The sequence below is a fragment of the Pseudoalteromonas sp. APC 3691 genome (assembly GCF_030408135.1).
Taxonomy (GTDB): Bacteria; Pseudomonadota; Gammaproteobacteria; order Enterobacterales; family Alteromonadaceae; genus Pseudoalteromonas.
Map to the genome: position 1 here is coordinate 21412 of NZ_JASDCB010000027.1, position 24985 is coordinate 46396.

Consider the following 24985-nt stretch of genomic DNA (forward strand, 5'->3'; position numbering starts at 1 on the left):
ACTTATATGCTGAAAGATCTAACCATAGCGTTAGATATGATGGGGGGCGATTACGGCCCCCGTTCATCTATTCCTGCTGCCGTTCATGCGGTAAACGCTCATGCCAATTTAAGTCTCATTTTATGTGGCAATAAAGACGTTATATCTAAAGAACTCGAATCCCTCGATTCTTTATCTCATCCAAGACTCATAATTCGTCATTGTAGTGAAATAGTCACTAACGCCTGCGAACCCGCAATTGCTGTACGTTCAAAAAAAGATTCATCTATGCGTGTTGCCCTTGATTTAGTTAAGTCGGGCGAAGCTCAAGCGTGTGTTAGCTCAGGTAATACCGGCGCTTTATTTTTTATGGCTCACTACGTATTAAAAATGCTGCCAGGTGTTAAACGTGCCGCACTCATTTCATCTGTTCCTACAGAAAGCCAAAACCCAGTATATTTACTCGACTTAGGTGCTAATGTGCATTGTGATGCGCAAATGCTGTATCAGTTTGGGATTATGGGCTCTGTAGTTGCTGGCCAAGCACTTGGCTGCGATAACCCTCGCGTTAGCTTATTAAATATTGGCGCTGAGGACATTAAAGGCCACGATGATATTAAACAGGCTGCACAATTAATGCAGCAAAGCCCACATATTAATTACATTGGTTATAGCGAAGGAAGTGATATTTTTTCTGGTAAGGCTGATGTTATTGTATGCGAAGGGTTTGTAGGTAACGTGGCGCTTAAAACATGCGAAGGCATTGCCAAGCTGATTATGAATAAGTTTACAGCTGCGCTCGAAAAGCACCTTTTGTATAAATGTATGGCGTTTATATTGCGTCCAATAATAAAAAAACTCTATAAAAGGGTGAACCCCGACCAGTATAACGGTGCTTCTCTGGTAGGATTGCGCGGTATTGTCGTTAAAAGTCATGGAAATGCGTCAGCTAAAGCATTTCAAGCAGCAATTGATGAAGCGGTAAAAGAGGTTGAACGTCAACTTCCTGATAAAATAGCCGCTATTTTCGAAAAAACACATTCTAAAGACACGGCGGTTAATCAATAATTGATGTGCCGTGTATTTCATTATTTATTTGTTTAATTAAAAAGAGCAAAGTATGGCACAAAAAATTGCACTTCTATTCCCAGGTCAAGGCTCGCAAAGCGTTGGTATGTTACAAGAGCTACTAGAGAGTTCTGACATTGTTAAAGCAACATTTGCAGAAGCATCAGATGCACTGGGTTACGACTTAGCAGAGCTAGTTCTTAACGGCCCAGAAGAAAAATTAAATCAAACTCATCGTACACAACCTGCATTATTAACTGCAAGTGTTGCTATTTACCGTGATTGGCTTGCAGCAAACCCAGATGCAGACGTTGTTATGGCCGGTCACAGCTTAGGTGAATATTCAGCACTAGTATGTAGCGACGTACTAAGCTTGAGCGAAGCTGTTAAGCTTGTTGAAAACCGTGGTTTATACATGCAAGAAGCTGTACCTGCAGGCGTAGGTTCAATGGCTGCGATTATTGGCTTAGGCGATGAAGAAATAAAAGCGGCATGTGCTGCCTCAGCGCAAGGTGAGGTTGTATCTCCTGTTAACTACAATTCTCCTGGTCAAGTTGTTATCGCAGGGCATAAAGCGGCAGTAGATAGAGCATCACAAGCATGTAAAGATGCTGGTGCTAAACGCGCATTACCACTTTCGGTTAGCGTACCTTCACATTGTGAACTAATGAAGCCAGCTGCTGATAAGCTAGCGGTAGACTTGGCCGCTTTAACATTTAATACACCTAAGTGTGATGTAATTAATAATGTTGATGTAAAAGCTGAATCGACCGCTGATGCAATTAAAGATGCACTAGTACGTCAACTATACAGCCCAGTTCGCTGGACAGAAACAGTACAAGCCTTGGTTGCACAAGATGTAACGCAAAGCTACGAATTTGGTCCTGGTAAAGTATTAACAGGACTTGCTAAACGAATTGATAAAGCAATGGTTTGTGGCTCAGTAAACGATGCCGCTTCAATCTCTGCAGCTAAATAAGAGTATATAAAATGTCTAATTTATTTTCTTTAGAGGGCAAAATTGTCCTAATTACTGGCGCTAGCCGTGGTATTGGTAAAGCAATTGCAACAACATTAGTTGCGCAAGGTGCAAAAGTAGCAGGCACTGCAACAACCGAGTCAGGCGCTGCTAAAATCAGCGAGTACCTAGGTGACAATGGTAAAGGTTATGCATTAAACGTAACGGATCCTGCATCTATTGAAGCGACACTTGCCGCAATAAAAGCTGATTTTGGCGATATTGACGTACTTGTTAATAACGCAGGTATCACACGTGACAACCTATTAATGCGTATGAAAGAGGCTGAGTGGGACGATATAATCGACACTAACTTAAGCTCGATTTTCCGTTTATCTAAAGCGGTACTTCGTCCAATGATGAAGAAAAAGAAAGGCCGTATTATCAATATTGGCTCAGTAGTGGGCACTATGGGTAATGCAGGGCAAGCTAATTATGCAGCGGCTAAAGCAGGCGTCATTGGTTTTTCTAAGTCACTTGCACGCGAAGTGGCATCACGTGGTATTACAGTAAACGTAGTGGCACCTGGTTTTATTCAAACTGATATGACTGATGATTTAACTGAAGAGCAAAAAGCAGCAACACTTGCAAATGTTCCAGCAGGGCGTTTAGGTCAACCAGACGAAATTGCAGCTGCGGTATGTTATTTAGCATCTGACGCTGCTGCGTACGTATCAGGTGAAACTTTGCATGTAAATGGCGCGATGTACATGGTTTAATAACCATTGTACCCACATTATTACCTAATAAAGTTAAGTAAGTTACCTCAAAAACATTGAATTATTTGTGAACTTGCTTTAAACATACTTGAAATCGCTGCGAAAATAAGCGATAAAAGACAAAATACACACTCAGAGGTTTGACCAGACAATTATTTATGGTCAAATCATTGAATCAGAGAATTATGCCGCGTAAACTACGCGGCAATCTGAAAATAACGCATCGGCGTTTTTAATAAAGGAAAGAAGAATGAGCGATATCCAAGAACGCGTAAAGAAAATTATCATTGAACAACTAGGTGTTAAAGAAGAAGAAGTTAAAAATGAATCTTCTTTCGTAGATGACCTAGGTGCAGATTCTCTTGATACTGTTGAACTAGTAATGGCTCTTGAAGAAGAGTTTGATACTGAGATCCCAGATGAAGAAGCTGAGAAGATCACTACAGTACAAACTGCTATCGATTACGTAACAGCACACGCTGAGTAATTAATCGCACGTTAAAGGCAGCATCCGCTGCCTTTAATTTTTTATATCCAAACCACCTCAAAGTTCGTGATTCAAAACTTAAGCCTCAATGCTCAATTTTAGCTAAAAATTAATTTTGATTGTGTTATGCGTTTTTAATCTATTTTGGGACTAGCACTTTGAGGTAGCTTGGGTATGTCATCCCCTTGTAAATATCCCTTATTGGAGGCAAACCGTGGCTAAACGTCGAGTCGTCGTAACTGGCTTAGGAATGTTGACGCCGCTAGGTAATGATGTTCAATCAACCTGGCAAGGCTTATTAGATGGCAAAAGTGGCATTCAAACAATAACCCACTTTGATACATCAAAATTTGGTACTAAATTCGCTGGCTTAATAAATGACTTTGATGCAACAGCATATATGTCAGCGAAAGATACTAAAAAAATGGACTTGTTTATTCAGTACGGCATAGCAGCGGGTGTTCAAGCCTTTAAAGATTCAGGCCTTGAAATTACTGAGCAAAACGCAACACGTATAGGTGTTGCTGTGGGCTCTGGTATTGGTGGCTTAACGCTTATCGAAGAAAACCACATTAAGTTATTAAATAGTGGTCCGCGCAAGTTATCGCCATTTTATGTGCCGTCTACTATTATTAATATGATCTCAGGTCACTTATCAATGATGCATGGACTTCGTGGTCCAAATATTTCAATTGTAACTGCCTGTACTACTGGTTTGCATAATATTGGCCATGCCGCGCGCATGATTGCCTACGGTGATGCAGATGCCATGGTTGCTGGCGGTGCAGAAAAAGCCTGTACGCCTATTGGTATGGGTGGCTTTAATGCTGCACGTGCACTTTCAACCCGCAATGACGATCCACAAGCGGCTTCTCGCCCTTGGGATAAAGACCGCGATGGCTTTGTGCTTTCTGACGGTGCAGGTGTTGTTGTAGTTGAAGAGTACGAACATGCTAAAGCACGTGGCGCTAAAATTTATGCTGAGCTTGTAGGCTTTGGTATGAGCGGCGATGCGTACCACATGACATCACCACCAGAAGATGGAGCGGGTGCTGCCCTTGCAATGCAAAACGCACTAAATGATGCGCAAGTAAACGTTGAGCAAATTGGTTACATTAACGCACACGGTACATCTACAAATGCAGGCGATAAAGCAGAAACTGCCGCTGTTAAGTCTATTTTTGGTAACGCAGCTAAAGATGTAATGGTAGGCTCGTCTAAATCGATGATGGGTCACTTGTTAGGTGCTGCAGGCTCGGTTGAATCGATTATTTCGATTTTATCACTGACAGATCAAAAAGTGTCGCCAACTATCAACCTTGATAACCCAGACGAAGGGTGTGACTTAGATTATATTGCTCACACTGCACGTGATGCAAAGTTAGACTTTGCACTGTGTAACTCGTTCGGTTTTGGTGGTACTAATGGCTCGTTGCTATTTAAAAAGGTATAATCTTTTTTAACAACGAATCAAATTATAAGAGCTCAGTTGTTTAACTGGGCTTTTTTTATATGCCAAATAAAATGCAAACAATAATAGCAGTAGATCAAAACAGCACTTTAAGCACGCGTGACAGAGGCTTAAATTACGGTGACGGCTTTTTTACAACGGCTAAAGTTGTTGATGGGCAAGTACAGTATTGGGCTCATCATAAAGCGCGTTTGATTGAATGCGCACAGCGCTTGGGTTTTCCTGAGTTAGATTTTAATAGCCTTGAAAATCAAATTGCTTTGCATATAAAAGCAGCACCACTCAACGTGCTTAAAATACTTGTAACGCGAGGCGAAGGCGGACGTGGTTATGGGCTGCCAAGTGAGTGTAATATTACTATTTTATTGAGCATATTAGATTACCCTAGTAATTACGAAGCGCTTGTTAAAAAGGGTGTAAATCTCGAAATAAGCCCAATTAAATTAGCAGCACAGCCTTATTTAGCGGGTCTTAAAACACTAAATCGGCTAGAGCAAGTACTAGTTAAAAAAGCAATGCAAACGCAAAACTGCGATGATGTATTAGTGCTTGATTACAATAACAATGTAATTGAAGCTTCTGCAGCTAATATTTTTGCGATTAAAAATAAGCGTGTGTTTACGCCATTGCTTGATGAGTGCGGAATAAAGGGCGTTTATCTGCAATCGTTATGTGATAAATTGCCTGTTGAATTTAAACGCGTGAAAGTAGAAGACTTAACCCAAGCAGACGCCGTATTTGTGTGTAATAGCTTAATGGGAGCAGTACCTGTAAAACGTATTGAGCAACAGGTATTTAATACAGACGAAAGCCACGCATTACTAACTAAATTATTAGCCAAGGAGGCTGAGTGTTAAAAGTTATTTTATCGGTACTTTTTTTAGCTGTTATAACCACTGCTGTTGGTTACCAGCAATTACAAGCAACAATAAATAGCCCGTTAAAGGTAGCACAAAGCACACAATTTGAAGTTAAGCATGGCACTGGCTTTAATAAGTTATGTCAGCAGTGGCAAGCTAATAACTGGGTAGAAAGTTGTTGGCGTTATCAGGTAATTGCCAAGTTAGATCCCACTCTTACCGACTTAAAAGCGGGGCTTTACGAGCTAACAGCCGATAGCGTTATTAATAACGTAAAAAAAATTAACCAAGGTCAGCAAATTAGTTTTAGTTTTACCATAATTGAAGGGCAAAACTTACGTGAAGTACTAAGTGCTATTAAAAAAGCTGATAATTTACAAAACGATTTAAAAACTGACGAACTAAGTACACAAATACTGGGTAATAATAAGCACTTAGAGGGCTGGTTATTCCCCGACACTTACCATTATCATAATAACGATACTGCAAGCAGTGTATTAAAACGTGCAGCACAAAAAATGCAGCAAACGTTAGATGATGCTTGGCAGCAGCGCGCCGCTAATCTACCCTATAAAACAGCATACGAAGCACTAATAATGGCTTCAATTATTGAAAAAGAAACAGGCCTTGCCAGCGAGCGTCCGTTAATTGCATCAGCGTTTGTTAATCGATTAAACACCAATATGCGCCTGCAAACCGATCCAACCGTAATATACGGGCTAGGCGCTGACTTTGATGGTGATATTAAACGTAAAGATTTGCGCGATTATACGCCCTACAATACGTATCGTATTAATGGTTTACCGCCAACACCGATTGCAATGCCATCAAAAGCCGCTATTTTAGCTGCAGTTAATCCGCCGCAAAGTGAATATGTTTACTTTGTATCAAAAGGCGATGGTAGCCACCAATTTTCAACCACGTTAAAACAGCATAACGCAGCAGTTAAAACGTATATATTAAATAAAAAGAATTAATAGTTTATGAAACCAAAATTTATAGTAATAGAAGGGCTAGAAGGCGCAGGTAAATCAACCGCTATTTCGTTATGCCAAGACTTTTTAAACAAACAAAAAATAGACTTCATTAACGTACGCGAACCTGGCGGCACGCCACTGGCTGAATCGCTTCGTACGCTTGTAAAAGCAGAGCACGCAGAAGAGATTGCCTTTGAAACTGAGTTGCTTATTATGTACGCAGCTCGCTCGCAGCTAATGCACAATGTTATTACCCCTGCGCTTGATAAAGGCCAATGGGTACTTGCCGATCGTCATGATTTATCGTCTCAGGCGTATCAAGGTGGTGGGCGTGGTATTAGCTCAAATACATTAGCTTCACTTTCGTCAATGGTGTTAAAAGGCTTAAAGCCAGATTTAACTATTTACCTTGATATTGACCCAGTGATAGGCCTTGAACGTGCAAAAGGACGTGGCGAGCTAGACCGAATTGAACAAGAAGCCATTGAGTTTTTTCAGCGTACACGTATGCGTTATGTTGAACTTGCTAACGACGACAACACCATTAAAACGGTTGATGCAAACCAAAGTATTGATAAAGTACATCGCGATATAACCAATGTACTGCATTCATTTTTTGAAGGCCTAAAATAATATGCCATTGCCGTGGCTACATGATACTCAAGCACGTTTAGCGCAAAGTTATCGTGCAGAGCGTTTTCATCATGCGCAATTATTTTGTGGGCTTGTTGGCGTAGGTAAATTTGAGTTAAGTGATGAGCTTGGCAATGCTTTGTTATGCCAAAATATAGCTAAGCAGGTAGCTGCGCAAAACAGTATGCTAACACCTTGCGGACAATGTAAAAGCTGCTTACTTACTCTTGCTGGTACTCATCCCGACAAGCGCTTAACGCAAGTTGATGGGCAAAGTATTGGTGTAGACGATATACGTGGCATTAGTGATTTTATGAATCACTCTGCAGCGCAAAATGGCAATAAAGTAGCAATAATCGAAAATTGCGAAAAAATGACCACAGCAGCAGCTAACGCATTATTAAAAACACTTGAAGAGCCAACTAATAGCCGCTTTTTAATATTAACTACAAGCCAACCAGAACAGCTCCCTGCAACTATTTTAAGTCGATGTGCTAAAAGTGACGTAAAAATAACAAATACAGCACTTGCCCAGCAATGGTTAGAAACATTAGATATTCCTAACTTTAGTTGGTTAGCACTTTTTTATAACCAACCGCTGCAAGTAAAGCATTGGCAACAGCAAGACCAACTAAAAAATATTGATACACTTTATAAGTTTGCAACTGAGTTTAAACAAAGCCATAATTTCAAAGCGTTAGTCGATATAATAAATAAACAGCCTGAGCTTGTTCGTATATTTACTTTGTTTTTAAGCGTGCAACTAAAGCAGCAATTACTGCAAGGTATGAGTTTTGACGCTTATCAAAGTGCGCAAAATGCATTAGGCGAGTTTTTACAAAATAACACACAAGTACTTGGCCTTAATTTACCGCTTGCTGTATCACGATTAGCAAACACATTGCGAAATTCTTAAAAGGATTAATCATGCAAGAATTACTAGTAGACATAGACGATTTAGACGAGTTATACCGTTGCTATATGCCTTACTTAAAAAAAGGTGGCTTATTTGTACGTACTAATATGCGTTACGAAGCAGGGCATTCATTAGCGCTTAGAGTTACCTTGCCCGATGCCTTAGAAGATGATGTAGTAACAGGTAAAGTGTCGTGGATCACGCCACAAGGAGCACAAAGCTCTAACCCTCCAGGTATTGGTATTAGCTTTTTAGACGATAAAACAAACCTAAACGCTAAAATCGAAAAGCTCCTTGGGACTATGTTAAACTCAGGCGATCAAACATATACCATGTAGTTATAGGGTCGGTTTTTCATTGAGATTAACGCGCCCTATATTGGGTTCTTTTAATTGCTAACATAATAAATTAAAAGGACAAATTTAAACCCTGAACATAATACAGGCCTCATAGTGATTGTAGATTCTCATTGCCATTTAGACCGTCTTGATTTTGATAAATTAGACTTAAACCTTGACCAAGTTCTTGATAAAGCGCGTGCAAAGCAAATAGAGCATTTTTTATGTGTAAGTGTAACGCTTGATCAGTTTCCAAGCATGCTTGATAAAATTAAGCATTACGACGATGTATCAGCCTCATGCGGTGTACATCCACTTGATCAAAAAGACGCCCTTAATAAACAGCAACTAACCGACTTAGCCTCACACGAAAAAGTTGTTGCCATTGGCGAAACGGGTCTTGATTACTACTATTCAAAAGATACTCATGCAGTGCAGCAAGCAAGCTTTGTTGGGCATATTGAAGTGGCTAACGAATTACAAAAGCCGTTAATTATTCATACTCGTGATGCCCGCGCCGACACGATTAACTTAATGCGTGAGCACAAAGCCGAAAACTGCGGTGGTGTACTACATTGCTTTACTGAAGACTGGGATATGGCAAAAAAAGCCATAGACATGGGCTTTTATATTTCTATATCGGGTATTGTTACCTTTAAAAATGCTATTGAATTAAAAGAAGTAGTAAAACAAATACCGCTAGATAGATTATTAATAGAAACCGACTCGCCTTATTTAGCGCCGGTACCGCATCGTGGGCAAACAAATCAGCCAGCGTACGTAGAAGATGTTGCTTATTACATTAGCGAACTTAAAGGCATTAGCTTTAATGAACTTGCTAAAGCGACTACCGAGAACTTTTATTCTTTATTTAAATTAGCAGCTAAAGGCTAAATACATGATTACTCACACGGCAAACCTTCCTATTTTACTAATGGGGCCAATGGTGCGCCGTGCAGAGCAAACTGGAGTCTGCATTCAGTTTGCTACCTCCAGGCCTGCAAACTGCCAAATAAACTTATTAAATGTTGAGTGTTATAGCGATCAACACACTGTTTCTTTAGGGGAGCATTTATACCTGCATTTCGTCATTATAAAGCCAATAAATAACAAACTCCCTGTCGATAGCTTATTAAGCTATGAGCTTGTAATTGATGATATAGCAGTCGATTTATCGCCGTGGTGCTATAGCAATCAAACAGCGCCTGCATTTGTAATTCCCAATAAACTGAGTGATATTTTGCATGGCTCGTGCCGTAATGCACATCATCCAGCAAAAGACAGCTTAGTGTCTGCAAGCCACTGGCAAAATACTCAGCGCGGTAATAATAATCAAGGCGCACAGTTGCTATTACTGAGCGGTGACCAGGTTTATGCCGATGACGTAGCAGGGCCCATGTTATTAGCTATTCATCAGTTAATTAAAGCGTTAGGTATCTATAAAGAGCAACCACTTGCCATTGAGCTACCGGGCGATATAAATGAGCAACTTTATAATCGCCATTTGTTATTACCAAAAACGCCTTGGCAGAAACGCTCAAAGTTAGGTGTTGGTTACTGGCTAAAAAAAGACGAACCTCATTTTTCAAGCGTAAAAGCCTACAATCACCTTATCCATTTTGAAGAATATATAGCACTGTATTTATTGAATTTTAGTGCTGCTGCTTGGCAATGCGTTGATATACAAAACACAACATATTCAGGTCAAAACAAGCAAAACAAAACTATTTTTGACGCTGAAAAAACAGCACTGATTGAGTATGCAAAAGGCTTAAGTGAAGTAGAGCGATTGTTTGCCAATGTATCGACATTTATGATGTTTGACGATCACGATGTAACTGATGACTGGAACCTCACCGCTGGGTGGGAGCAAGCTATAAATGAAAACCCAAGTAGTAAACGGATCATCAATAACGGCTTAATTAGTTATTGGCTTTTTCAAGGAATGGGGAACGATGCACTAAATAAAACAGGCGAGTTACTAACACCTTTTAAGCAAAGCCGTACTGCTAATAATTTATGGCAGTTTAAAGCATTTGATAAACCACTAAACGATTTTAGTTTTTGGCATTATGAGTTAACTACAACCCCAAAAGTAGTGGTGCTAGATACACGTACGCATCGTTGGCGAAATGAGCAAAACTTTAACGAACCTTCAGGTCTACTTGATTGGGAGCGTTTAACAGAGCTTGAAGAAAGCCTATTAAGCCACGATCAGGTTATTATTGTATCGCCAGCCCCCGTATTTGGTGTTAAATCAATAGAAGCCATTCAAGCTATGTTTAATATTTGTGGGCAACCGCTCATGGTTGACGTTGAAAACTGGATGGCGCACGAAGGCTCAGCCAAAAAGCTACTCGATACTTTTAGACGCACCGACACCCCAAACGAAACGCTTATTTTATCGGGAGACGTACATTACTCATTTTGTTTTTCGGTACAAAAGCGTTTTGGCGATCATCCCAATCGAATTTGGCAACTTACCGCCAGCGGTATTAAAAACGAGTTCCCGCGTAAATTAATAAACATACTCGATAAGCTCGACTCAATTTTATACGGCCCAAAAAGCCCCTTAAACTTTTTTACCAAACGCTGGCATATGGAAGTAGATAAGCACCAAACCATAGGTGAAGGGCAAAAATACTTAGTAAGTGACTCAGCTATTAGTTTAATAACACTAGAGCAAGGAAATTTAGCCCGCTATCAACTTATACATGGTGATGGTCATTTAACTGAGTTTGATTTAGAAGAACAGTAAGTCGCTCATCTACGAGTTAACCGTAAATTTGCACGCTTGGTAAAGCGTTTGAGAAAGTAAGAAGTCGTATTGTTTATTATAAAAGAGGCTGTAAATAAAAATGCCCAAAAACTTATAAAAATCTTTGGGCTAAAAAGTGACTCTAAATTGAGTCTAGCGTTAACTAAAACACTTTCTTGGTTCTTTAGGGAGAAGAAGAAAGTATTTAAAAGTGTAGTAAAACCACCTAAAAAAGCATAACTAATTTTGCCACTTAGTTACATTTGGCAATAAAGGATTAGATTAATTATGCATATTCTATACTTTAGTTTAACCCCAACTTATTAACTGCGTATTTTGTACTAAATCACGTGGTAGAGAATTTTTAATCTTATTTTTTTGCCATTTTCCGAGCCCAATAGGACAACCACACAATGTTAATACCACTTCACCGATTGTTTGGGTTACTTCACTTAAGCGTATATCTTTACCTTGGAAATAATCATTTGCTTGATCGTTATTTAACGCGTAAATATTCGTTTTGCACTCGTTACCAAATACGGTTGCAAACTCGTGCGTTAGCCTCACGCCGTTTTTATGAATAATGCCAATTTGAATACCTAAACGTGCATATTTAATTTTGTTTTGTACGGCTTCAAACCCTTCAGGAAATAACCACAGCTCTTTGTCGCGTTGCATTAAATTGCCTGGCAAGGTAGTTATCCCAAAGTGTTTCTTAAGCGATTGCATAAATGCGGTACTTTGCTTTTTATCAAACTCGTTAAACGGGAATGCGCCTTTTTTAACAGTTTGATTTGGGTTATCGCAACTAGCGTGCTTTTTAAATTTAGCAATAAAAAAGCCTTCGCTATCGAATGTTTGCGGCCATACATGTAAATAGCCTTCGCTTGTGGTGGCTTTATTTGCACCTTCAAATAAGTCATTTAGGGATTGCGGTGCTATGTAGTCACCAAACTCACTGAGTAAATAATCGCATACTTGTTGGTTTTCGAGCGGGGTAAGTGTGCAGGTTGAATACACTAACGTGCCACCTGGCTTTAATGCGTAAAATGCGCTTTTAATTAAGTCTTTTTGTACTTGAGCAATTTGTATGTTTGATTCTATTGACCAATTTTTAAGAGCGTCGGCGTCTTTACGTACTGTGCCTTCGCCAGAACAGGGCGCGTCTAGTAATATGCTATCAAAGCATTCAAACATATAGTTGCCAAATATAACGCCATCAAAGTGAGAGAGCGCACAGTTACCAACACCCATGCGTTTAAGCGTGGCGCTAAGTACTTTTAAACGTGAAGACGAAAGCTCGTTAGCAACTAATACACCTTGGTTATTCATAAGTGCAGCAAGTTGCGATGTTTTAGAACCTGGCGCAGATGCCATATCAAGCACGGTGTTATTTTGAGAGTCTGCGAGTTTAATATTTTGCTTTAAGGCGATAGGCGGCAGCATTGAACTTGCTTCTTGTACGTACATAGCCCCGCTTAGATGTAAGTCGGTATTACCAAGGGCTAGGTTTTGCTCTTCATCGCTTGGGCGCTCTAACCAAAAGCCTTCACTGCACCATGGGATTGGGGTTAGTAGCCAATTTTTTTTAGTTGCACGTTCTACAAATTCTTCAATGGTAATTTTTAATGTATTAACGCGGATAGATTTTCTGAGTGGCCTGCGACACGCATTTAAAAAGTCATCTAAGTTTAGATGCGCTGGTAAATAGGTTTTTACGTCATCAATAAAGTGCTCAGGAATAAAAGTGTTGGCGTTCACGCGTTAGCTCATACTATAAAAATAAAGCGCGATAATAGCATTTATGCGAGGTGTTTTCAGCGCTAAAAAGCGTAACATCTGATTTATTACGCTGTCGACACTTCACTGTTTTAGTCTATTTTAAAACCATTTTTATGCGACTTTAGGTTAATAGTGTCGACAATGAGCGTGTTTTTTAGCCATTTTGATAGGTTTAAGGGTTGACATGATTTTTTAATAAGGCCATAGTAACCACATTAATTGTCGACAATCTAAAAAATAACTTATGACACACACATTTTTAAACGAAGCGCCTATAACTACCGCATCAGATCAAGTATTTGTAGATATGCGCCGTGAGATTGTTGAGGGCAGCATAGTTCAAGGCAGTAAAATATCAGAGCCTGAGCTTGCCAAACGTTATGGTGTAAGCCGTGCAACGCTTAGAGAGGCGTTAAATCGCCTAGAAAGTTGCTACCTTGTTGAGCGTAAAGCGAACGTAGGTTGCCGAGTAGTTGCCCTTACCGCTGAACGCTTGATTGAAGTTTATCAAGTTCGCAGCTCACTTGAAGGTTTGGCATGTAGGCTTGCTGCCGACAATATGGAGCCCGAGGAAGTAAAAGGCTTAAAGCAATTACTTAATCAGCACCTACAAACACAACGTGTTAAAGAGGGCGAGTCTTATTATCAAGAAGCCGGCGATTTAGATTTTCATTATCGTATTATTCAAGGCAGTAAAAACGCGCATTTAATTCATTTACTGTGTAATGAGCTTTATCAATTAATACGCATGTACCGTGTACAAATGGGCATGGTGGGGCCGCGTGTATCAAAAGCGTTTGATGAGCATTTAGCTATTATTAACGCCATTGAAAACCACGACGGTGAACTGGCCGAAATGCTTATGAAGCGCCACATCAGTGCATCGCAAGCAAATATTCAAACCAAATTTGATTTATTAGCTAAGCAGAAAGCATAAACAGTTAAAAGCTAAAAGCTAAAAGCTAGCAAAAGCAGTCAAACAGTCATAATTACAGATTAAAACTATAAGTTACTCCACGTAGCAACCGTTCAAAGTGAGGAGAAAGTAATGTCAGCAGGATTAAAGTTTAAACACGCTATTGCCAATAACCGCCCGTTACAAGTGGTAGGTACTATTAACGCCTACACAGCGATGATGGCAGAAAAAATGGGCCACCAAGCTATTTATCTCTCAGGTGCTGGTGTGGCAAATGCCTCGTTTGGTATGCCTGATTTGGGTATGACAAGCCTTGATAACGTGCTTGAAGATATTCGTCGTATTACGGGTGCTAGCGATTTACCACTACTTGTGGATGCCGATACCGGTTGGGGCGGCGCGTTTAACATTGCACGCACAGTAAAAGAAATGACTAAAGCGGGTGCAGCTGGTTTTCATATAGAAGACCAAGTAGCGCAAAAGCGCTGTGGCCATCGTCCTAATAAAGAAATTGTAAGCCAAGGTGAAATGGTTGACCGCATTAAAGCGGCGGTTGATGCAAAAACCGATAGCGATTTTTATATTATGGCGCGTACCGATGCATTTCAAAAAGAAGGTTTAAATGCTGCTATTGACCGTGCAGCTGCCTGTGTTGAAGCCGGTGCTGACGCTATTTTTGCAGAAGCCGTGCACGACCTTGCCGATTACCAAGCATTTGCAAAAGCGATTAACGTTCCAATTTTGGCAAACATTACTGAGTTTGGCCAAACACCTATTTACACAAAAGAGCAGCTAAATGACGTAGGTGTTGAAATGGTGCTTTACCCATTAAGTGCATTTAGAGCTATGAACAAAGCGGCACTTAACGTGTATTCAGCAATTTTGAATGAAGGCTCGCAACAAAGCCAAATTGAAAATATGCAAACGCGTTCTGAGCTCTACGACTTTTTAGATTACCACACGTACGAAAACACACTCGACACCCTTTTTTCATCAAAATCTGACAAATAATACAATCACACACAAATTTAAGATAGGAGAAGATCATGGTAGATAAAGCATTAGGCGGCGCGGGTTTACGCGGACAAGTGGCTGGTCAAACAGCATTGTGTACTGTTGGACAAAGCGGTTCTGGTTTAACGTATTGTGGTTACGATATTAGCGAACTTGCCGAAAAAGCACAGTTTGAAGAAGTGTCTTTTTTACTTTCACGCGGTGAATTACCAACCACAAGCGAATTGGCAGAATATAAAGCTAAACTTAAAAGTTTACGCAGCTTACCGGATGCACTTAAAACCGTGCTTGAAAATATTCCTAAAGACGCGCATCCAATGGATGTAATGCGCACGGGCTGCTCAATGTTGGGTAACCTTGAAATGGAAAATGATTTTAGCGAAGCCAATGATGCAATCGACCGTATGGTTGCTGTGTTCCCAAGTATTATTTGTTACTGGTACCGCTTTACACACGACGGCGTACGCATTGAAACACAAACAGATGACGACTCTGTTGGCGCGCATTTTTTAACGCTGTTACACGACAAAGCACCAAGCGAGTTATTTGCACAAGTGATGAACGTTTCACTAATTTTATACGCAGAGCACGAGTTTAACGCATCTACCTTTACGGGACGAGTGTGTGCATCAACGCTTTCTGATATTCACTCTTGTGTAACAGGTGCGATTGGTACGTTACGTGGGCCATTACATGGCGGCGCCAACGAAGCGGCTATGGATATGATTCAAGGTTTTACAAGTGCGGAGCATGCTGAGCAAGAAGTAATGGGCATGCTTGAACGTAAAGACAAAATAATGGGCTTTGGTCATGCTATTTATCGCGAATCTGATCCACGTAATGTAATTATTAAAAAATGGTCTGAAAAACTAGCTGATGAAGTAGGCGATACAGTGCTTTACCCTGTGTCAGTTCGTTGTGAAGAGATTATGTGGCGAGAGAAAAAACTGTTTTGTAACGCCGATTTTTTCCATGCATCTGCTTATCACTTTATGGATATTCCCACTAAGTTATTTACGCCAATATTTGTAATGAGCCGCGTTACTGGTTGGACTGCACATGTAAAAGAGCAACGCGCTAACAACCGTATTATCCGCCCAAGTGCCGATTACACAGGGCCTGATGCACGCAGTTACACACCAATCGAATCAAGATAATAGGTTATCAACTCTTAAGTGTGTTTGAGCAATTTAACGGATTAAATATGACCTCACATATGAGAGTTGGTAAGTAAATAAAGGTGAGCTATATAGCCACCTTTTTCAGCTTTATATAAAAATACTAAAAAGATAAGGCTTTCTTGATAACCCCGTCACCAATTAGCGAATTTATTATGACCATAATTAATAATACCCAATACCGTAAACCTTTACCGGGCTCAAATGTCGACTACTACGATACGCAAGAAGCCGTAGATGCAATTAAGCCAGGTGCATACGCAACACTACCTTATTCATCACGTGTATTTGCCGAAAACTTAGTACGCCGATGCGACCCTGCCATGTTAACCGATGCACTTAATCAGCTAATTGAGCGAAAGCAAGACTTGGATTTTCCGTGGTATCCGGCGCGCGTGGTGTGCCACGATATTTTAGGGCAAACAGCGCTTGTAGATTTGGCAGGGCTTCGTGATGCAATTGCAGCAAAAGGCGGCGACCCGGCAAAAGTGAATCCTGTGGTACCCACACAGTTAATAGTTGACCATTCACTAGCGGTAGAGCATGCCGGTTTTGATCCTGACGCATTTGAAAAAAACCGCGCGATTGAAGACAGACGAAATGATGACCGTTTTCACTTTATCAACTGGACTAAAACTGCGTTTAAAAATATAGACGTTATTCCACCGGGTAACGGCATTATGCATCAAATTAATCTTGAAAAAATGTCGCCGGTTATTCAAAACCGAGATGGCATTGCATTCCCCGATACACTTGTAGGTACCGACAGCCACACGCCACATGTTGATGCGCTGGGCGTTATTGCTGTGGGCGTAGGCGGGCTTGAAGCTGAAAGCGTAATGCTTGGCCGTGCTTCTTATATTCGCTTACCCGATATTGTAGGTGTTGAGCTTACAGGCAAACGCCAACCGGGTATTACCGCAACCGATATTGTGCTAGCTATTACTGAATTTTTGCGCGGGCAACGTGTTGTTTCTACTTATTTAGAGTTTTACGGTGAAGGTGCCGACGCGCTTACTCTTGGCGACAGAGCAACCATTTCGAACATGACGCCTGAATTTGGCGCAACCGCAGCCATGTTTTATATTGATGATAAAACCATAGATTACTTGCGTTTAACAGGTCGCGAAGAAGAACAAATTGCCCTTGTAGAAAACTACGCTAAAACAGCAGGCCTTTGGAGCGATAGCTTAAAAACCGCAAAATATGAGCGTGTACTTAAGTTTGATTTATCAAGCGTAGGGCGTAATATTGCCGGTCCATCTAATCCGCACCGCCGTGTGTCGACAAGCGATTTAGCTAAAGAGGGTATTTCGGGCGTTGTTGAAAATGAAGAAGGCTTAATGCCAGACGGCGCATGTATTATTGCTGCTATTACTAGCTGTACTAATACCAGTAACCCACGTAATGTAATTGCCGCTGCACTGCTTGCCCGTAACGCAAATGCTAAGGGTTTAATGCGTAAACCTTGGGTTAAAACCTCATTAGCACCGGGCTCAAAAGCAGTGCAATCATACCTTGAAGATGCAAACCTACTAACAGAGCTCGAGCAACTGGGCTTTGGCATTGTTGGTTTTGCGTGTACAACTTGTAACGGCATGAGCGGTGCGCTTGACCCTGTGATTCAAAAAGAAGTAATCGATCGCGATTTATACACTACCGCCGTACTTTCGGGCAATCGTAACTTTGATGGGCGCATTCATCCTTACGCTAAGCAAGCATTTTTAGCGTCACCTCCTTTAGTTGTTGCGTACGCTATTGCAGGTACTATTCGCTTTGATATTGAAAAAGGGATACTAGGGCAAGATCAACAAGGCAACGATATTACGCTTAAAGATTTATGGCCATCAGATGAAGAGATTGATGCAGTAATTAAGCAAAGTGTTAAGCCAGAGCAATTTAGAAAAGTATACGAGCCGATGTTTAATTTAACCGTAGATTACGGTGAAGATAACGATCCACTTTACGACTGGCGCCCAGAAAGTACGTACATTCGTCGCCCGCCTTATTGGGAAGGTGCACTTGCGGGTGAGCGCACAATGACCGGTATGCGTGCGCTTGCAGTACTTGGTGATAACATTACAACCGATCATTTATCGCCATCAAACGCAATTATGGCAAGTAGTGCTGCTGGCGAATACCTGACCAAAATGAATGTGCCAGAAGAAGATTACAACTCGTACGCAACGCATCGAGGCGATCATTTAACAGCGCAGCGTGCAACCTTTGCCAATCCAAAGCTGCTAAACGAAATGGTACTTGACGAAAACGGCGAAGTTAAGCAAGGTTCGTACGCACGATTAGAGCCACAAGGCACTAATACACGTATGTGGGAAGCAATCGAAACTTACATGGAGCGTAAGCAACCACTTATTATCGTAGCCGGTGCCGATTACGGGCAAGGTTCGTCGCGCGATTGGGCTGCAAAAGGCGTAAGACTTGCAGGCGTTGAAGTAATAGCAGCTGAAGGTTTTGAGCGTATTCATCGTACTAACTTAATTGGTATGGGTGTTTTACCGCTTGAGTTTAAAGCGGGCACAACGCGTAAAACGCTCAAGCTGGATGGCAGTGAAGCGTACGATGTAACGGGCGATTTAAAACCAGGTGCCACCGTTAATTTAAGTATTACCCGTAAAGACGGTGAAGTACTCACTGTGCCTATGAAGTGCCGTATCGATACCCAAGAAGAGCTTTCTATTTACGCGGCTGGTGGCGTGTTACAACGCTTTGCTCAAGACTTTTTAGAAGCAACGCAATTTGCATAAGGGCAAATATTATGTTTAAACCGCAAATTAAAGTGCCTGCAACCTATATGCGTGGCGGCACCAGTAAAGGTGTGTTTTTTAATTTAACTGACTTGCCAAAGCCTGCTCAAGTAGCAGGCGAGGCGCGGGATAATTTATTACTGCGTGTTATTGGCAGCCCTGATCCGTATGCTAAGCAAACGGATGGCATGGGCGGCGCTACATCAAGTACTAGTAAAACTGTAATCCTAAGTAAAAGTGAGCAAACTGATCACGATGTGGATTACTTGTTTGGTCAAGTGGCGATAGATAAACCGTTTGTGGATTGGAGCGGTAACTGTGGCAACTTAACGTCAGCAGTGGGTGCTTTTGCTATTAGTAATGGTTTGGTCGATAAAAGCAGAGTACCCGATAACGGTGTTGCTATCGTGCGTGTGTGGCAGGCTAATATTAAAAAAAGCATATTAGTGCATGTCCCCATGACAAATGGCGAAGTACAAGAAACCGGCGACTTTGAGCTCGATGGCGTTACATTTGCAGCAGCTGAAGTAAAACTTGAATTTATAGACCCCGCTGATGGCGATGGCGCGTTATTTCCAACCGGTAACGTAGTTGATGACTTAAAAGTACCGGGTGTTGGTACTTTAAAAGCAACAATGATAAACGCAGGTATTCCTACTGTATTTATTAACGCCACTGATATTGGTTATACCGGCACAGAGCTGCAAGACGATATAAATAACGATGTTGCAGCGCTTGAAAAGCTTGAAACCATTCGTGCTTATGGCGCTGTTAAAATGGGTTTAATCACTAACATTAGTGAAGCGCAAGCTCGCCAACATACGCCTAAAGTTGCGTTTGTTGCATCACCTTTAGATTACAAAGCATCTAGCGGTAAAATTATTGAAGCTGCAAATATCAACTTGTTAGTACGCGCTATGTCGATGGGTAAACTGCACCATGCCATGATGGGCACAGCTGCTGTTGCTATTGGCACTGCTGCAGCAATTGAAGGCACACTCGTAAATATAGCCGCTGGTGGCGGCGCATTGAGTGAAGTTAACTTTGGTCATCCGTCGGGCACGCTAAAAGTAGGTGCTGAGGCTAAAAATAATGCTGGCAACTGGCTAGTTACCAAAGCGAGTATGAGCCGAAGTGCACGGGTATTAATGGAAGGGGTTGTAAGAGTCCCTCAGTAGTTCCTCATTAATAACTATCGTACAGCCATCGCATAAGTATTGTGATTAATTTACAGCATCAAAATACTTATGCGCTTTGTGCTTTCTTTATTGTCATAATTAATAACAAAACAGCACTAACTCATAGTGCCTGAATCTAGGTAGCTGCCAATCCCGAGTGTGAACATCCATATCCCCCATAAACTATGCTCAATAACACACACGACGGTTGAGCGGCTTTGTGCATAGGTATAAGCAAACAGTAAGCCACCTAAAAATGCTAAGGCTACTGCAATCCAATTTGCATACACAATATGCGCCAACGCAAATACACTCGCACTAACTACAATACGCACTGCTTTTTTGGGCATGATGCGTTTATAACGATGAAAAAAATACGTTCTGAATATTAACTCTTGAGGAATAACCGACAGTATTGGGTAGAGTAGCAACAGTAAAAGCCAATCATTAAACGAGTTGCGGGGAAGGGTAAACCAGTTTCCCTGATGAATAATCCCGTAAAACATACCTGAGAACAGTGCACCTAAAAAAAAGAAGCTAAACACACGTTTTTTAACAGCAGAAAATTGCCCAAGGCTTGTAAGCCTAAAACGTTTAAAATGCGGATCGCCCAGTAGCAACATACAACACACGCTCATTAAAATAATAAGCGCAGGAATAAGCCAGTTAGCTAAATACTCGCGTAATACAAAACCCAACAAGGGTAGTAACACAAAAATGAGGGTAAATTCAAACCAGCGATATTGATTGGCGTTCAAGGTCGTCTCAACTTGTTTTTTTAATAAGCTATCAAGCTAAGACGACATTTTTATGACGAGGGGCTTACTTTGCTGGTTCTTCTTCACTAGGGAGGTATTTGTACAAGGCAATAATAGTGGCAAAAATACTCACAAAGGTAATACCCATTAAACCAAACACTTTAAAGTTAACCCAAAAGTCGAGCGAAAAATTATATGCAATATAAATGTTTAGTGCTGCGATGCCAGCAGTAATTACAACCCACATTAAATTAAGCTTATCCCATAACGGCTCTGGAACAACAATAGCTTGCTTTGTATCATTAGCATTTTCGAGGATTGAGCTAAGCGCTTTTTTAACGAGATTTTTCTTAAGTACATAACGGCTAACAAGTAACGTTAAGCTTAAACCTGCGTATATGAGTGTTGCTTTCCATTTTATGTATTGCTCATCATGAAGTACCAGCGTTAACGTACCAAACACAGCAGCAATGCCAAAAAATATCCACTGACGAGTTGGCACAGTTCCATGTTTAAAGTAGCTATAAGCAACTTGAATGAGCGTAGTGGCCATTAATAAACCGGTAGCCCAGTAAATATCGACTAGCTTGAAAACTGCAAAAAACAGTATGAGTGGAATGTATTCAATTAATGCGTGCATATACTACCTAAATTATACAAAAAAGAGTCAAAGGCTTTTTACCACATAAAGCTTAGCAACTACAAGGTTGACTTGTTGCCCTGTAACCCTTAGCCTGCGTGGCTTTATTGCCAATTTGGTTTGGTATTTTTTATATCATCATATTCCCACGCTTAACCAACACTGATTTGGCGTGTATTTAGGAGCCTAAAATGAATAAAGCAGAACTCGTTGCTGCCATTGCACACAAAAGTGAATTAACAAAAAAAGATTCTCAAGCGGCGCTTTCAAGCTTGCAAAAAGTAATTACTAAATCGCTTTCTGAGGGCGATCAGGTTCAAATTAATGGCTTTGGTACGTTTGCACTAAGTTATTACCCAGCGCGCGCTGGGCGTAACCCGCAAACAGGCGCAGCAATTGAAATAGAAGGCGCTAATAAAGCGGTTTTTAAACCGGCTAAGGCGTTAAAAGATCTGCTTTAAATTTATTTAAGGTTTTAAACCCCGTATTGATAGATAAGTTACATGAGCGCGAAGTAAATTCGCACCTACGGGTATATGTTGTAGGTGAGGTTTTATACCTCGCGTTTGGTGGCTTTAAATTATATGAGCTGGAAATAAATTCGCACCTATGTAGATTATTCATAATCTCTAAATGATTTACATGGCATTATAAATCCCACTTACATTAAATCCTTTATTTTCAATTACTTGTTATCGGCATGCATTATGCTGTTTAACTGTGTGTTTCGAACATATTTTTAAACAATACCAGTCTGCTGATATATGGGGTCTATTGAACGACGTTAAATTGCTCAAATATTTATGCAGGTTGGTATCAAATAAGGAGATCTCAATGAGTACATTACAAACAAGCACGCGTTTACAAGGCAAAAAAATTGCAATTTTAGCCACTGATGGGTTTGAGCAAAGTGAGCTTTTATCTCCACGCAGCGCATTACTTGATGCCGGTGCAAACATCGAAATAGTATCAATTAAAGAAGGCCAAATTACGGGCTGGGATGAAGACAAGTGGGGCGATAAAGTGACAGTAGATAAACTAGTCACAAACGCAGACCCCGCTGATTACGACGCGCTTATGCTACCTGGTGGTTTATTTAACCCAGACAGTTTACGCCAAGATAAAGATGCTAAAGCCTTTATTGATGGCTTTTTTGGCGCAGAAAAAAATAAACCCGTTGCAGCAATTTGCCATGCTCCGTGGTTGTTAGCTGAAATTAATAAACTGCGTGACCGTACCATTACCTCTTTTCCAAGTATTAAAAGCGATTTAATTAATGCAGGTGCCAATTGGGTTGACCAAGAAGTATGTGTAGATAAAGGCTTAGTAACGAGCCGAAGCCCAGCTGATTTAGAAGCATTTAATGCTAAATTTATTGAAGAGATTTTAGAGGGTAAACACCAAGCTCACTAATTTTCTTTTTTAAAACGTTTGGTTATTGATACAGCGTTTGATTTTAAAAAACAAAAAAGGGCATTTTAAATGCCCTTTTTTTTAATGCGTATAAAACACGCCCTAGTTAGATTATAGCGATGCAGCTGCTTTCATATCGGCTACAAAAGCTTTTAGATGCGCGGTCATTACAGGTAAATCATTAAGGTTAGCTTCAATAATTTTAACCACGGCAGAACCTGAAATAGCACCGGCTGCTCCTGCATTAAGAGCCGCTTTTACATCATCTGGCGTTGAAATACCAAACCCTAAAAGAGCAGGGGCTGCATGGTATTCTTTTAATTTAGTAACAATATTACCAGCAGGCATTTGTGCTTTAGTATCGGTACCGGTAACACCTGCGCGCGATAGTAAATACGTATAACCACGACCGTAAGAGGCACACTGGCGAAGTGTGTCGTCATCTGCATTTGGTGTTGCAATAAAAATTGGGTCTACACCGTTATCCATTGCTGACTTTCTAAACATTTTAGATTCATGTAAAGGCACATCAGCCACTAAAATTGAGTCTACGCCTACTGCTTTTGCATCTTTATAAAATGCTTCAATACCACGTTTAAACACAAGGTTTGAATACAATAATAAGCCAATTGGAATATCGGCGTTATACTCACGTATTTCTTTAATAATATCAAAGCAATCTTGTGTGTTAATGTGAACATCGAGGGCGCGAATATTAGCTTTTTGAATTACTGGACCATCTGCAATTGGGTCAGAAAACGGAATACCAAGCTCAAGCGCATCAGCGCCGCCGTCAATTAGACTTTTAATAATCGCAATACTTTGCTCTTTACCTGGGTCGCCAATCGTTACAAATGGTACAAACGCACCTTGTTTTTGCTCGTTAAGCGCTGCAAACATTTTGCCGTAACGATCCGTTTTTACTCGGCTCATAGCTGACCTCTTTCAGTTAGTACATTGTGAACGTGTGCTAAATCTTTATCGCCACGACCACTTAAATTAATCACTATAACACTCTCCTCGGTTAGTTCCTCTGCGTACTTAAGCGCATAAGCTAGCGCATGGCTTGATTCAAGTGCCGGAATAATACCTTCATTTTTAGCAAGTGATTGAAACGCATCAAGCGCTTCTGTATCGGTAATACCCACGTATTGAGCGCGACCAGTTTCGTGTAAAAATGCATGCTGAGGACCAACAGCTGGGTAATCAAGACCCGCTGATACAGAGTAAGACTCTTCAATTTGGCCATCATCATTTTGCATAATGTACGTATAAGTACCGTGTAATATGCCTTTTGTGCCTTTACAAATTGTTGCACCGTGCTCATTTGTATCAAGACCTTTACCAGCAGGCTCAACACCAATTAATTTAACGCCTGGCTCGTCAATAAAGTCGGTAAACATACCAATCGCGTTTGAACCACCACCAACACAGGCAATAACAGCGTCAGGTAAACGACCTTCTGCTTTAAGTACTTGTTGTTTTGCTTCTTCACCAATAATTTTTTGATACTCGCGAACAATTGTTGGGAATGGGTGAGGACCCGCAGCTGTACCTAGCAGGTAATGTGCGTCTTGGTAGTTTGCTGACCAGTCACGCAGCGCTTCATTTACTGCATCTTTTAATGTGCCAGAACCCGCTGTTACCGGAATAACCTCTGCGCCCATTAACTTCATTCTAAATACGTTAGGTTGCTGACGCTCAACGTCTTTTGCTCCCATATAAATACGACATTTTAAACCCAGTAGTGCACATGCAAGCGCGGTTGCAACGCCGTGTTGACCGGCACCTGTTTCAGCAATGACTTGTTTTTTACCCATACGCTTAGTAAGTAACGCCTGACCAAGTACTTGGTTCGTTTTATGTGCGCCGCCGTGTAGTAAGTCTTCACGCTTTAGGTACAGTTTTACTTTTGGGTTTTTAACTAAATTGCGCGTTAAAGTAAGTGGGGTAGGACGACCCGCATACTCGTTTAATAATTTACTTAGCTCTGCCTGAAACTCAGGATCTTTTTGTGCTTTGTTAAATTCGTTTTCTAACTGCTTAAGTGCAGGGACAAGTAACTCAGGTACAAACATACCGCCAAACTCGCCAAAATAAGCTGGATTTTGCATTTT

General features: G+C 40.8%; 24 protein-coding genes. 19 read left to right on the forward strand and 5 right to left on the reverse strand.

Going from position 1 to position 24985, the window contains the following annotated elements; genetic code table 11:
* The first annotated feature begins 6 nt into the window (after window positions 1-6).
* The 12 genes from plsX (at window position 7) to QL998_RS10505 (ending at window position 11224) form a co-directional block, all read left to right on the forward strand.
* On the forward strand, window positions 7-1047 hold the full coding sequence (plsX, locus tag QL998_RS10450; protein ID WP_290192636.1) for a phosphate acyltransferase PlsX: 1041 nt from the start codon (window positions 7-9) through the stop codon (window positions 1045-1047).
* A gap of 52 nt (window positions 1048-1099) precedes the next feature.
* Window positions 1100-2026, forward strand: a complete 927-nt coding sequence (gene fabD, locus QL998_RS10455) for an ACP S-malonyltransferase (RefSeq protein ID WP_290192637.1) — start codon at window positions 1100-1102, stop codon at window positions 2024-2026.
* A gap of 11 nt (window positions 2027-2037) precedes the next feature.
* Window positions 2038-2784 (forward strand): 3-oxoacyl-ACP reductase FabG, encoded by a 747-nt coding sequence (fabG, locus tag QL998_RS10460; RefSeq protein WP_290192638.1) that lies wholly within the window; start codon window positions 2038-2040, stop codon window positions 2782-2784.
* Window positions 2785-3034: 250 nt separating this feature from the next.
* Window positions 3035-3271: an acyl carrier protein gene (gene acpP, locus QL998_RS10465; protein WP_002962377.1), complete on the forward strand. Its 237-nt coding sequence runs from the start codon at window positions 3035-3037 to the stop codon at window positions 3269-3271.
* A gap of 214 nt (window positions 3272-3485) precedes the next feature.
* A complete protein-coding gene (fabF, locus tag QL998_RS10470; protein WP_290192639.1) occupies window positions 3486-4724 on the forward strand; it encodes a beta-ketoacyl-ACP synthase II in 1239 nt (412 codons plus the stop codon).
* 59 nt (window positions 4725-4783) lie between these two features.
* Complete coding sequence (pabC, locus tag QL998_RS10475) at window positions 4784-5599, forward strand: aminodeoxychorismate lyase (RefSeq protein ID WP_290192640.1); 816 nt, start codon at window positions 4784-4786, stop codon at window positions 5597-5599.
* Entirely contained in the window at window positions 5593-6579 is a 987-nt protein-coding gene (gene mltG, locus QL998_RS10480) for an endolytic transglycosylase MltG (protein WP_290192641.1), read from the forward strand. The genes pabC and mltG overlap by 7 nt, the downstream gene beginning before the upstream one ends.
* 6 nt (window positions 6580-6585) lie before the next feature.
* Window positions 6586-7212 (forward strand): dTMP kinase, encoded by a 627-nt coding sequence (gene tmk / locus QL998_RS10485; protein WP_138488903.1) that lies wholly within the window; start codon window positions 6586-6588, stop codon window positions 7210-7212.
* Window position 7213: 1 nt separating this feature from the next.
* Window positions 7214-8128: a DNA polymerase III subunit delta' gene (locus QL998_RS10490; RefSeq protein ID WP_024604136.1), complete on the forward strand. Its 915-nt coding sequence runs from the start codon at window positions 7214-7216 to the stop codon at window positions 8126-8128.
* An 11-nt stretch (window positions 8129-8139) separates the two neighbouring features.
* Window positions 8140-8466 carry a PilZ domain-containing protein gene (locus QL998_RS10495; RefSeq protein ID WP_002962367.1) on the forward strand — a complete coding sequence of 109 codons (327 nt, stop codon included), beginning with the start codon at window positions 8140-8142 and terminating at the stop codon, window positions 8464-8466.
* Between the two features lie 114 nt (window positions 8467-8580).
* Window positions 8581-9360: a YchF/TatD family DNA exonuclease gene (locus QL998_RS10500; protein WP_024604137.1), complete on the forward strand. Its 780-nt coding sequence runs from the start codon at window positions 8581-8583 to the stop codon at window positions 9358-9360.
* Between the two features lie 4 nt (window positions 9361-9364).
* Window positions 9365-11224 carry an alkaline phosphatase D family protein gene (locus QL998_RS10505; RefSeq protein ID WP_290192642.1) on the forward strand — a complete coding sequence of 620 codons (1860 nt, stop codon included), beginning with the start codon at window positions 9365-9367 and terminating at the stop codon, window positions 11222-11224.
* Between the two features lie 309 nt (window positions 11225-11533).
* On the opposite strand, the gene rsmF is transcribed toward QL998_RS10505, so the two are convergent.
* Entirely contained in the window at window positions 11534-12985 is a 1452-nt protein-coding gene (gene rsmF / locus QL998_RS10510) for a 16S rRNA (cytosine(1407)-C(5))-methyltransferase RsmF (protein ID WP_290192643.1), read from the reverse strand.
* Between the two features lie 265 nt (window positions 12986-13250).
* Between rsmF and QL998_RS10515 the strand changes: the two genes are divergently transcribed.
* The 5 genes from QL998_RS10515 (at window position 13251) to prpF (ending at window position 20057) form a co-directional block, all read left to right on the forward strand.
* Window positions 13251-13943: a GntR family transcriptional regulator gene (locus QL998_RS10515; RefSeq protein ID WP_002962362.1), complete on the forward strand. Its 693-nt coding sequence runs from the start codon at window positions 13251-13253 to the stop codon at window positions 13941-13943.
* A 111-nt stretch (window positions 13944-14054) separates the two neighbouring features.
* Window positions 14055-14933, forward strand: coding sequence for a methylisocitrate lyase (gene prpB, locus QL998_RS10520; protein WP_076923873.1), 879 nt, complete (start codon window positions 14055-14057; stop codon window positions 14931-14933).
* Window positions 14934-14968: 35 nt separating this feature from the next.
* Window positions 14969-16093 carry a 2-methylcitrate synthase gene (prpC, locus tag QL998_RS10525; RefSeq protein WP_290192644.1) on the forward strand — a complete coding sequence of 375 codons (1125 nt, stop codon included), beginning with the start codon at window positions 14969-14971 and terminating at the stop codon, window positions 16091-16093.
* Window positions 16094-16269: 176 nt separating this feature from the next.
* Window positions 16270-18879 (forward strand): Fe/S-dependent 2-methylisocitrate dehydratase AcnD, encoded by a 2610-nt coding sequence (acnD, locus tag QL998_RS10530; RefSeq protein WP_290192645.1) that lies wholly within the window; start codon window positions 16270-16272, stop codon window positions 18877-18879.
* Window positions 18880-18890: 11 nt separating this feature from the next.
* A complete protein-coding gene (gene prpF / locus QL998_RS10535; protein ID WP_290192646.1) occupies window positions 18891-20057 on the forward strand; it encodes a 2-methylaconitate cis-trans isomerase PrpF in 1167 nt (388 codons plus the stop codon).
* 116 nt (window positions 20058-20173) lie between these two features.
* On the opposite strand, the gene QL998_RS10540 is transcribed toward prpF, so the two are convergent.
* Both QL998_RS10540 and QL998_RS10545 read right to left on the reverse strand, forming a co-directional pair.
* A complete protein-coding gene (locus QL998_RS10540; protein ID WP_197151285.1) occupies window positions 20174-20815 on the reverse strand; it encodes a CPBP family intramembrane glutamic endopeptidase in 642 nt (213 codons plus the stop codon).
* Window positions 20816-20879: 64 nt separating this feature from the next.
* Window positions 20880-21455: an inner membrane-spanning protein YciB gene (locus tag QL998_RS10545; protein WP_165742907.1), complete on the reverse strand. Its 576-nt coding sequence runs from the start codon at window positions 21453-21455 to the stop codon at window positions 20880-20882.
* Between the two features lie 191 nt (window positions 21456-21646).
* Here QL998_RS10545 and QL998_RS10550 point away from each other — a divergent pair, with 191 nt between their 5' ends.
* A complete protein-coding gene (locus QL998_RS10550) occupies window positions 21647-21916 on the forward strand; it encodes an HU family DNA-binding protein (protein WP_007582488.1) in 270 nt (89 codons plus the stop codon).
* Between the two features lie 373 nt (window positions 21917-22289).
* Entirely contained in the window at window positions 22290-22868 is a 579-nt protein-coding gene (locus QL998_RS10555; RefSeq protein ID WP_007582489.1) for a type 1 glutamine amidotransferase domain-containing protein, read from the forward strand.
* A gap of 111 nt (window positions 22869-22979) precedes the next feature.
* Here the strand turns inward: QL998_RS10555 and trpA are convergent, their stop codons facing one another.
* Entirely contained in the window at window positions 22980-23801 is an 822-nt protein-coding gene (trpA, locus tag QL998_RS10560) for a tryptophan synthase subunit alpha (protein WP_290192647.1), read from the reverse strand.
* Window positions 23798-24982: a tryptophan synthase subunit beta gene (trpB, locus tag QL998_RS10565; RefSeq protein WP_010554212.1), complete on the reverse strand. Its 1185-nt coding sequence runs from the start codon at window positions 24980-24982 to the stop codon at window positions 23798-23800. Before trpB ends, trpA begins: the two co-directional genes overlap by 4 nt.
* Between the last annotated feature and the right edge of the window lie 3 nt (window positions 24983-24985).